Here is an 8,199-nt window from a genome sequence, read left to right as displayed (position 1 = left end):
GTCAGGCCGGAACATACCCTGCTGTCGACTACCGCAGGCGACTGGCAGGGCAAGGTGCTCGTGGCCGAGCATCTCGGCTCCGACACTTTCCTGCATATCGATGTCGACGGGATCGGCACGGTGACTGCGCGCGGCTCGGGCGATTTCCCGGCCCGGGCCGGCGATATCGTCTACCTGACGCCGGACAAGGCTCGTATTCACAGATTCAACGAAAGCGGAGTAGCGCACTTATGAGACGTCTTGAAGGAAAATCAACTTTGATCACCGGATCGGCCCGCGGTATTGGCCGAACGTTTGCCGAAGCGTACATCCGCGAGGGTGCCACCGTTGCGATTGCTGACATCGATATTGATCGAGCCGAGGAGACAGCGATAGAGCTCGGCGCATCCGCCTTCGCGATAGGGATTGACGTAACTGATCAGGCATCGATCAATGAGGCTGTTGCTGCCGTCGAGGCCAGAACAGGCGGAATCGATATCCTGATCAACAACGCCGCCCTCTTCGATCTGGCACCAATCGTGGACATTACCCGCGAAAGCTTTGATCGGCTTTTCTCTGTCAATGTTTCGGGAACCCTGTTCACCCTACAAGCCGTAGCAAAATCGATGATCGCTCGGCGCCGCGGCGGCAAAATCATAAACATGGCTAGTCAGGCCGGACGGCGTGGCGAAGCACTCGTCTCGGTCTATTGTGCAACAAAGGCAGCTGTTATTTCATTGACCCAGTCGGCCGGTCTCGACCTTATCAAGCATGGCATCAACGTGAATGCGATTGCTCCGGGGGTCGTAGACGGCGAGCATTGGGATGCAGTGGATGCAAAATTCGCGAAATACGAAAACCGTGCGCTTGGAGAGAAGAAGCGGCTCGTGGGCGAAGCTGTCCCATTTGGCCGAATAGGCACAGCAGCTGATTTGGTGGGAATGGCAGTGTTCTTAGCATCGAGAGAAGCTGACTATATCGTGGCACAAACGTATAACGTCGACGGTGGAAACTGGATGAGCTAGTCACTATTCTCTAGACCGTTGAATTTGATGGAACCGGGCGAATGAGCACCTCGCCAAATGTGCGTCAAACATATGCTGCAAGCCTTGCGACATCGGGGCTTGCAGCGAAGTTCGAGCACGTCCTAACTGCGGAACATGACACCTTCCTTTGGCGGTTGGACGACTATCCCTGGAAGAAATCTCTTTGGAACTTTCATCCGGAAGTCGAAATTCATCTCATACGGAAGTCATCAGGTACTGCCTATATCGGAGACTTCATTGGAACATTCAATCCCGGCGACCTCACAGTCGTTGGGAGCAACCTGCCCCATGACTGGGTTTCACACATAGCAAAAGGCGAAAGGATCGACCAAAGAGATCTCGTGGTGCAATTCCACCCTGACAAAATCAACCAGGTCGGGAATATTTTACCAGAGATGAAGCGGCTGAACGCGTTTCTGACTGCGTCGCAGCGGGGTTTGCGATATTCAGGTTCTACGGCTCGACGGGCCTCCGTGCTACTAGAGCGCATTGGTGCGACGCGGGGCCTGGAGAGGCTTGTTGAATTCCTTCGCGTCCTGGATCTACTCGCAGGCTCGAGTGAATTTGAAGTTCTCTCCTCGGCAGAGTTTTCACCCACAATTGACCCCGCCACGCTCGATACGATCCAGCGAGCTATCGCTTATATCCATGGACATTTCATGGAAAATGTTCAGCTTCCCGATGTTGCATCAGCTGTTAACATGTCAACCAACACATTCAGCAGACTCTTCATCAAGAACACAGGACGCAGCTTCACGGACTATATTCTAAGTCTGAGGATTGGGCGAGCTTGCAGAATATTATCGGAATCTGATGTATCCATCACGGACATTTGCTACGAAGTTGGCTATCGAAATTTATCTAATTTCAATCGATCATTTCTCCGAGCTGTGGGTAGAACGCCGTCAGATTACCGCAGGGCGTCGCGAGGAAAGCGCGTCTCAGAATATTGAGTGATGTACTTTGGCTGGGGTGGTGCAGAAGTAAGAAATTCCATGCAATATTCGATATTGGCACCTCCTTCGTAAGTATGAAAAGCTCCATCAACCGCCGGCTTGTGCTCCCGATGGAGCTTGGTCCGAATTTCCTAGCGCTGATTTGGGCTGAAGTGCTTGGTCAACCGAGCCCCATAGTGACCATAGTTCTTCTGGAAGGATGGCGTCTCTGCAGCGAAAGCTGTAATCTTTTGCGGAAAGCGAGTTTCGAACATAAACGCCAGCGTGCCTTCGAGCTTGTGTGGCTTCAGTTCCGCGTTGCTGGCCTTTTCGAACGCATCCATGTCCGGGCCATGCGGCAGCATCGTGTTGTGCAGCGAAATGCCGCCAGGAATAAAGCCTCCACCCGTCTTTGCATCATAGATGCCATAAATAAGGCCCATGAATTCGCTCATGACGTTCATGTGGTACCACGGAGGCCGGAACGTATTTTCTGCCACCAGCCAGCGCTCGGGAAAGATGACGAAGTCAATATTCGCCGTTCCAGAAGTTTCCGACGGAGAGGTCAGCACCGTAAAGATCGACGGATCGGCATGATCATATAAGATTGGCCCGACAGGTGAATACTTTCTGAGGTCATACTTGTAAGGCGCGTAATTGCCGTGCCATGCGACGACATCTAACGGCGAGTGCTCGATATCAGTGACCCAAAGGTTGCCCGACCACTTGACGTAAAGCTTGGAAGCGGCGTCCCGGTCTTCGTACGCGGCCACCGGGGTCAAGAAATCGCGGGGATTGGCAAGGCAGTTCGCACCAATCGGGCCTCGCTCAGGCAAGCTGAACGCACCGCCGTAATTCTCGCAGAAGTACCCACGCGCCGGACCGTCGACCAGCTCCGCACGAAGCTTCACGCCTCGCGGAATAACGGCGATTTCGCCTGGTTCGATGTCGATGACGCCAAACTCGGTGCAAAGGCGCAAGCTGCCATGCTCAGGAACGATCAGCATCTCCCCATCAGCATTATAAAAATATTCGTCTTCCATCGAGCGAGTTGCAAGGTAGACGTGCGCGCCCATTCCTGCTTGGCTTCCTGCGTCACCGGCGGTGGTGATGGTGCGGATGCCTTCAATGAAGCTCAGTTTTTCTTCGGGAAGCGGGATTGGGTCCCAACGCATAGGGGCAATTGGAGAATCAAGCTCGTGGGCGGGGGCAGTCCGCCAGAAACGGATGTCAGCCTTTTCAAACTTGCCCCAGTTGGCCACTGTCGGTCGGATTCGATAGAGCCAAGACCGCTCGTTTGTTGTCCGCGGCGCGGTAAACGGCGAGCCGCTCAGTTGCTCGGCATAGAGGCCGTAAGCACATTTCTGCGGGGAGTTGCGACCGATGGGGAGAGCCCCAGGTAGCGCCTCGGTTTCAAAGCCATTTCCGAATCCGGACATATAGCCTGGCTGGATCGCGGACGGGGCCCGGGCATTTGCATCTGTAGGCACCTGATTTTGGATATTCATAACGGTCCTCCTAAAGAAATCAGTTGCAAACGTAACTGTCAATTTTGTAACCATCAATCATGACCAAACTAAATCTCGAAAATTTCCTGCCGTACCGGCTGAACAAGATTGCTTCACTCGTCTCAAAGGAGTTCCGTAGCATATACGGCCCTGACTACGATCTTCTCATCCCTGAATGGCGCGTCCTTGCGACGTTAGGTCAATTTGAACGCATGAGTGCGCGAGAGATCGGCATCCATTCTTCGATGCATAAGACGAAAGTTAGTCGGGCCGTCAGGGCTTTGGAAGAACGCAGGTGGTTACACCGAGAAGGCAATCAGCAAGACCGACGGGAAGAGATACTAAGTCTAACAAACGCCGGACGAAGATACTATAATAGCATCGTACCCCGCGCGATCGCCTTCGAACAGAGTCTCTTGGACAGTCTTGGCAAGGACGCCAGCCATCTGCTTGCGCTGTTAGACCGACTCGAAAGGTCCTTCGACGAGTCTCTCGGCGATTAAGCGGAGTCGTGAGCCACTCCCAGATAGGTCGCTCGCACCTAGGGATCGTGGAGCAACTGCTGACAAGGCAGAAAGCTGCTGGCCATCACAAACGATTCACGCGGAGAAATCCTTCATATCGCTGTTCTAACGAACTACACAGTGCGCGACTGCTAGGAGTCGCGTACCCACCGCTCCCCGTGGTAGGTTGAAGCCACTCGCTTACGACCTTGATGTATATTTAATAGAAACAAAGACATTTGTTGATGGCAAATCCTATGGCTGTCGGAGGGTTTATTTGCTATCCAGAGCTGCCCGGGAATGTGGTAGCGGAGGAAATCATGTTGAAGAGAATGACGCTGTTATCAAAGCGGAAGGATATGAGCATCGGGGAGTTCCAAGACCATTGGGCGGGCGGACACGCCCAGCTCGCGCTTTCCCTACCCGGGGTTTGCAAATACACACAAAACCGATGCCAAGAGGTCTTGCTGACCTATCCCGAAGCCGGTGCCTTCAGCGCTGATGGCATAGTTGAGCTGTTTTTCGTGGACGCAAAAACGATGAAGGCTGCTCAGGCATCTGACACTGGCGCCTCGAAGATACCGGATGACGAGCTTTTATTCCTCAAGGGATGGTCCCTGAATATTGTCGAGACTTCCGATCCGCATGACCACGCCGGTTTGAAGATAATGGTCCCGATTGCACTGAGCGGCAAGATCGCGGCTAACGCGGCCAAAGGTACTCTCCGAGATGCAGCTATAAGCTCCTTTGCAAGCCAAGTTGCCCTCAACACCGTCACGAGCAGCCACTCGCGACCCCGCCTCTGGTCGGAGCCGGTGACGCCCGACGTGATCATGGTAGTTTGGTTCGGCTCACAGGAGCAGGCGCGCGCAGCCTTCGCGCGCGGCAGCGATCTTCATTGCGCCATCACGAGCTTGGCCCGTCAGGCATCTGCCTACATATGCGATCCATTGGCGATCCGCTGACGATACTCTCGATTTCCGTGGCTTTGGGACAAGATTTGTGATAGCGGCTCAAATGCTGCGCTTGGTTCGAGAGGCGGCGCTGATGCCCTGCGCTAGTCGCTCGGGATGTCGTAGTACATAACGTCATGATCACATCTCTCTCAGGATCATTTTTGCTGCACATGACGTAGCGGAAGCTCCTGTCAGCGCTTGCTTTTGGACCGGATTTCTAAAACGGGTGCTTCTTCTCGCCACCAACTGCCGTAGACAGTGCCGCCTGGCCCCTTCCAGGTTTTGCATTCGGCGATGAAAACGTTGCAGATCTTCGATCTGGACGAGGTTACCTGTTTTGCAAATCTCGTAGAAAGTCTCACCGGTCGCATAACCTTTGCTGACTGTTGAGTTGCCCACGAGGGGAGTTACGGGAGCCTCCTCGTCCATTATCCTCCAAGACGTCCGGACCGCGCTCCAGGACGTGAGTCATGTTGTCCATGATGTTTAGAATGCGCTAACATTCTGCTTCACCGAGGGTTGGCGCGGACGCTGCATTTAGCACACCATTTTTAAAGCAATGTCGGGAGCAAATTTTTGATGGCTTCGCGGACGACGTGTTTTGATCCTTCGAACATTTTTCCGCGACTTAGCGACTGACCGACGGATTACCCCAGGGGCCGCCTGCAATTTATTGGCGAGCCAAACTTCGCTCATTAGTGGTTGGTAGCCCAATTGTGAATCTATCAATCAAGGCTGACTTTCATTTTCTCCAGCCAATTGAAGAGCGGCCTGTGCCGACCGTGTAGCTTCCAGCGCGGCAGGAAAGCCGCAATACACCACAGAATGGATCACCACTTCCCGTATATCGGCCTCCGTCAGCCCGTTACGCAGGCCGCCCACGATATGTGCCTGAAGCTCCGCCTGCCTGTTCAGAGCGATCAACATCCCTATCGTAAGCAACGATCTTGTCCGACGGTCAAGTTCCGCCTCACGACCCCAAACTTGTCCCCACGCAAAAGAAGTCGTCAATTCCTGAACCGGTCTGCTGAAGTCATCCGCCTGCACAAGCGATTTGTCCACCCGGCTATCGCCCATCACCGCGCGTCGAATCCCCAGCCCCACGTTGAAAAACTTATCATCCACGGCAATTCCTTCCAGATTTTGGACGCGCTATTTCGATTTCATGGCCGACCTACGTCACGTCATTCGAAAATCGCCACTAAAGAGCAAGTTCGTCATTAACAAAACTGTTTATGGGAGGTCAATCCCGCAGGCATTGTGGCAGAGCAGTACACTACATAAAGTTCGTCAGGTCTCATGCAAATTCCCACCTGTCCCCCGAAGCTATTCCTATCCAACGGAAGTGCATATTTCCTTCGAGGACACGGTAAGCGCCAACTAACTCTATTGAAACCGTCCGAATCTCGAAGCGGACAGGCCCAAAGACCCGCCCCTCGCGGTAAATCTCAATTGCCCTCTTGAGGCAGTTACTCGTCAGCTTAAGCCAAAGCGTCAAAGTGCGAACGGTAATTCGCTATTGACTAACAGATTATCGATTGTAGTATCCACTCAGCAACGGCAGCCGGCATTGAGGAACCCCCGCTGATCGTTGATATGGAGGAGAAATCATGAATACGAACCCTGCCCCGCGTACGAGCGTCGGGGTGGATGCGCTCGCCCGCCTCGTCGCGAGTGAGGATATCCGTCAGCTGAAGTCTCGCTACTTTTCTGCGGTCGATACAAAGGACTGGCAGGCAATCTCTTCCATGTTCACCGACGATGCACGGGTCGACTTTAGTGGCGAGTGCCAGCACCACGTTGGGCATCATGGTGTCACTGAAGATAGCATCAATCCGGCTGACTGGGTTGTCATCGGCGGCGATGCGACCGCTAAGGTCATCGAAGGTGCTGTTGGCGGCATCGTTGCCGTGCATCAAGGTCATGACCCCCAGATCGAAATCCATACACCGGAAACTGCTAGCGGCCGTTGGACGCTGTACGACCGGCTCGAGTATGGCGGTGAGATCATGCACGGGTACGGGCACTACGACGAACAATACCGGCTCGTCGGCGGTCAGTGGAGGATCGCGTCGCTTACGTTAACTCGTATCCGCGTGGTTTGGGAGACCAAGTAATTCCGGGGTGGAGGCCCCGCCACCTTAAGTCAGGAGGAGAAGACTTATGGAAATGAACCGAAAGCGCTATGCAGTTACTCGAATGAAACTAATGGCTACCACGATAATGGGTGGTCTTTTGTTTGCCGGTACCCTTCATGCTGAGTTGCCGAAATCTGGCGCCATCATCATGTTTGGCCAGTCTCGGGAAAATCCCTATTTCGGCCAAAATGCGGTCGCCGTCCAGGACATCGCGAAGAAGCAAGGCTGGACGTTCTCATACGTCGAGGCCTCTTCGCAGGAACAGCAGGACTCGGCCATCCAGCAGATGCTTTCGACAGGCGACAAGCCGATTGGGGTCGTACTAAACCCGGTCTCCGGAGCTGCCGCCATTGCTTCAGAGATGGCGCTCAAGGATGCTGGCATCCCCGTTGTCATCCTCAATCAGGTTCCTGCGCCTGGGCAGGCTGACCTGTTCGTCGCCTACGGCGGCGTGAACGACTATCTCAGCGGACAGAATGCCGCCCAGCTGCTGATCGCTGGCGCGAAGAAGGCAAGGGTTGAACTAGGCAACGGCCTGATCGTCAATACGGTGGCGGGTCACACGGCCGCGCAGCAACGCGTTGCGGGTTTCGAAGACGAAATGAAGAAAGCATTTCCCTCAAGTTCGCAAGTCCTCGCGAACGTCAATTCCGGCGGATATCTGGAGAATGAGGGTTACAACATCGGCTCTCAGATTATTCCAGCGAACAAGGGCAAGTTCAACTGGGTGTACGGCGTAAACGATGCACTTGCCTACGGGGCGCTGCGGGCAGCGAAGGAAAGCGGCATTCAGCCGGGTAAGGACGTCCTTTTCGTGGGTGGAACCTGCATGAACTCGACAACAAACGCCGCCGTAAAGAAGGGCGAGCTTGTCGGAACGTCCGTCCAAGCACCATACATCGAGGGCGCCGCAGCCATGTATGCGCTGGTGGCCTACTTGAATACCGGAAAAGTCATTGACGGCGAACAGAACCTCTCTCCAGACACCCCCATGTCGATCGACACTCCACCGCACAAGTGGAACTACATGCCGAACACCATGCTGGACGGTTCAGAGAAGTCTTACACTGACACCGTGATCTGGGGAAAGACAGCCCAGGAACTCTGCAATTACAACTAATTGACTGACGGTAT

General features: G+C 54.1%; 9 protein-coding genes. 7 read left to right on the top strand and 2 right to left on the bottom strand.

The features are described from left to right. The 3 genes from FHX05_RS26020 to FHX05_RS26010 all read left to right on the top strand — a co-directional run. A partial coding sequence (locus FHX05_RS26020) for a TOBE domain-containing protein (protein ID WP_183875440.1) occupies positions 1–234 on the top strand: 234 nt, incomplete at its 5' end. Continuing rightward, positions 231–1,004, top strand: a complete 774-nt coding sequence (locus tag FHX05_RS26015; RefSeq protein WP_183715341.1) for an L-iditol 2-dehydrogenase — start codon at positions 231–233, stop codon at positions 1,002–1,004. The genes FHX05_RS26020 and FHX05_RS26015, both read left to right, overlap by 4 nt. A 41-nt stretch (positions 1,005–1,045) precedes the next feature. After that, the gene (locus FHX05_RS26010; RefSeq protein ID WP_183715340.1) at positions 1,046–1,978 is read left to right on the top strand and encodes an AraC family transcriptional regulator; all 933 of its coding nucleotides are present in this window, start codon (positions 1,046–1,048) and stop codon (positions 1,976–1,978) included. A 134-nt stretch (positions 1,979–2,112) separates the two neighbouring features. Here FHX05_RS26010 and hmgA read toward each other — a convergent pair whose 3' ends face one another. Continuing rightward, entirely contained in the window at positions 2,113–3,468 is a 1,356-nt protein-coding gene (hmgA, locus tag FHX05_RS26005; protein ID WP_183875438.1) for a homogentisate 1,2-dioxygenase, read from the bottom strand. Between the two features lie 59 nt (positions 3,469–3,527). Here hmgA and FHX05_RS26000 point away from each other — a divergent pair, with 59 nt between their 5' ends. After that, complete coding sequence (locus FHX05_RS26000) at positions 3,528–3,971, top strand: MarR family transcriptional regulator (protein WP_183715336.1); 444 nt, start codon at positions 3,528–3,530, stop codon at positions 3,969–3,971. A 320-nt stretch (positions 3,972–4,291) separates the two neighbouring features. Next, on the top strand, positions 4,292–4,936 hold the full coding sequence (locus FHX05_RS25995; RefSeq protein WP_183715334.1) for an EthD domain-containing protein: 645 nt from the start codon (positions 4,292–4,294) through the stop codon (positions 4,934–4,936). Positions 4,937–5,656: 720 nt separating this feature from the next. On the opposite strand, the gene FHX05_RS25990 is transcribed toward FHX05_RS25995, so the two are convergent. Next, positions 5,657–6,052: a carboxymuconolactone decarboxylase family protein gene (locus FHX05_RS25990; protein ID WP_348648152.1), complete on the bottom strand. Its 396-nt coding sequence runs from the start codon at positions 6,050–6,052 to the stop codon at positions 5,657–5,659. Positions 6,053–6,537: 485 nt separating this feature from the next. Between FHX05_RS25990 and FHX05_RS25985 the strand changes: the two genes are divergently transcribed. Both FHX05_RS25985 and FHX05_RS25980 read left to right on the top strand, forming a co-directional pair. Continuing rightward, complete coding sequence (locus FHX05_RS25985) at positions 6,538–7,044, top strand: nuclear transport factor 2 family protein (protein WP_183715332.1); 507 nt, start codon at positions 6,538–6,540, stop codon at positions 7,042–7,044. Positions 7,045–7,090: 46 nt separating this feature from the next. Next, positions 7,091–8,185: a sugar ABC transporter substrate-binding protein gene (locus tag FHX05_RS25980; protein ID WP_210294734.1), complete on the top strand. Its 1,095-nt coding sequence runs from the start codon at positions 7,091–7,093 to the stop codon at positions 8,183–8,185. The last annotated feature ends 14 nt before the right edge of the window (positions 8,186–8,199 follow it).

The organism is Rhizobium sp. BK491 (genome assembly GCF_014194925.1).
Taxonomy (GTDB): domain Bacteria; phylum Pseudomonadota; class Alphaproteobacteria; order Rhizobiales; family Rhizobiaceae; genus Rhizobium.
Note: the sequence above shows the minus strand (reverse complement) of the source record. Positions and strands in the feature narration are given on the sequence as shown.